The sequence below is a fragment of the Lactobacillus sp. UMNPBX1 genome (assembly GCF_002554085.1).
Lineage (GTDB): Bacteria > Bacillota > Bacilli > Lactobacillales > Lactobacillaceae > Lactobacillus > Lactobacillus crispatus.
The window spans coordinates 1-2139 of record NZ_PCZI01000044.1 but is presented as its reverse complement, the minus strand read 5'-3'; the positions used below and the strand labels follow the sequence as shown (position 1 = coordinate 2139).

Genomic DNA, 2139 nt, shown 5'->3' with positions numbered 1-2139 from the left:
ATTCTGGATTCGGAAACCCTTGAAGCTTATTTACCGTGGCAAGAGAAGATCCAGAAGAATTGTAAATAAAAGAACTTAAATAACCGTCTCAGTATAACAGTAACTGGGACGGTTTTTAAGTACACTATTTTATTTGACGCTTACACAAAAACGTGCTGTTTATTCCGAAAAAACAGCACGTTTTTGTTAATTATTCATTTCTTTTAGAAGGGTGATCAAAGACTTACATACGCGTTCAGCCTTAGGTTCTGGTAATTTTCTTAATTCGTTAATAACTTTTTTCATGAAAACGGGTGTATTGTTATCATGAATTTTTTCAGGCTTGATTTTTTTAGCACGATAGGCATTGTTAATGATATCGGGTGTAGTAGTATTCAAAGCTTTGGCAATAGAATCAAGCTTCTGAATACTAATGTTTTGGTCCTTAGTCCTTTCCACACGTGAAATAAAATTTACAGAAAGATCACTTAGCTCAGCCAAATCTTCCTGTGTTAGTTTCTGTTCACGTCTTCTACGAGAAATTTCTTCTCCTAAATTAATATTCACAAGCATTCGATCCTTTCAAGTAACTTATAGTCTATTATAGCCTATATAAAATTATGTAAAAAATGAATAGACTATTTTAATATTCTCAACATACACTTATATTAAATAATAAGAAATTATATTTGTTTATAAATGTACATTTTTAGCGTAATCAGTGCTATTAGGCACTACAGTTTATAGTATAGTCTTAAATTGAATACTTTTATTGTTAAAATAGAAATGAAATAAAAGCTTAAAAAAATATACTAATTATTAAGTTTTTAAGCTTATAATGTATACAAGGATATAAAAATAGATTGGGGATTTGATGAGTTTAAAAGAGGTTTTAAATAGTAATCGGCCTGCAGAGTCACGACAATTAGCGTGTGCGTTAACTTTTTGTGGGGGATTTATTGATGCATATACATATATCCAGAGAGGACATACGCTTTCCGCTGGACAAACAGGAAACGTTATCTTTTTTAGTTCAGCATTAGCTGATCATAATGTTCCTGGAATGATTAATCGAGCTAGTACGTTTATTGCTTTTTCTTTAGGATTGCTATTAGTAGGACTTTTTCATAAATATGTGAAAAGTCATTATTGGAGAGTATTTTGCTTATTTCCAATTTTAGCGATTTGTATTGTAGTGGGCTTTTTGCCTAAAAGTGTTCCTAATTATTATATTGTGCCTGCTATTGCGTTTGGATTGGCTATTCAAAACGCATCTTTCAGCAAAATTGAAGGCATGGGTTATAACAATGCATTTACAACTGGAAATTTAAAAAAATCGGTTGTTGCATGGAGTGCATTTTTCTTTGGTGAAGACAAAAGTAAACATACAGCTGCCGTTAATTATATGATGTTAACAATTGCATTTGCAGTTGGAGCAATAATTTCAGCTTTACTGCAAAAATTATTGGTATTAAAAACTATTTGGATTGCAGTCATTTTTTTAACGACGATTAATTTAGTTTATATCATTGCATTGAGACGAAATAAAAAAATTGATTTTTCAAAATGATTTTAAAAGCACTTGTCATAATTGGCAAGTGTTTTTTTGAAGAGGTTGTGAGTGAGAAGAAAGCGACCAATCTTAAAAATAATAATTTTATCAGTGTGCGTATAATTCATATTATGTAAAGCCAGATTAAAAAAAACAATCCATTTAATAATAGAAGTCATAATTAATTTAATTGTTTCAGCAAATAAGTCTTATTTTGGATTTGTTAACTCGAATTCAGGTTATTTATTTTTTCAAAAAATGAATTTTGCTTTTTTAATTTTTGTTTTTACTTCATTTATTCTGACTATGATAAGAAAATCAACTCTCGATAAATTTTTACATGCTGAGATCGCAATTCTATGACCAAGTTCATTTATTTTGATCAATAGTTGCTTTATAGTTTAATAGTTAGTTGTTCATTTGTATGAACCAGTTTTTAAAAGTAATGGTTTTATTGATGGTTGGAATTATAGTTTTTCATCAAGTTAATCAAGCTAGATAAAATTACTTTTATGGCTAAGAGTAAATCAATGGTATCCTAGATATTCTTGAGATAATTTTTTAGATGATTAGTTATCTGTATATTTTATGGCTAAAAGTCTGAATTG

2 protein-coding genes are annotated in these 2139 nt (G+C 29.1%); one reads left to right on the top strand and one right to left on the bottom strand.

What is annotated here, in order from left to right; genetic code table 11:
• Positions 1-186 precede the first annotated feature (186 nt).
• Positions 187-546, bottom strand: coding sequence for a helix-turn-helix domain-containing protein (locus CP352_RS10670; protein WP_013086385.1), 360 nt, complete (start codon positions 544-546; stop codon positions 187-189).
• 307 nt (positions 547-853) lie between these two features.
• On the opposite strand from CP352_RS10670, the gene CP352_RS10665 reads away from it, so the two are divergent.
• Complete coding sequence (locus tag CP352_RS10665) at positions 854-1549, top strand: YoaK family protein (protein WP_005719647.1); 696 nt, start codon at positions 854-856, stop codon at positions 1547-1549.
• The last annotated feature ends 590 nt before the right edge of the window (positions 1550-2139 follow it).

Coding starts and splice junctions, on each gene's coding strand:
- CP352_RS10665 (WP_005719647.1), top strand. CDS start 854: ATGAGTTTAAAAGAGGTTTTAAATAGTAATCGGCCTGCAGAGTCACGA.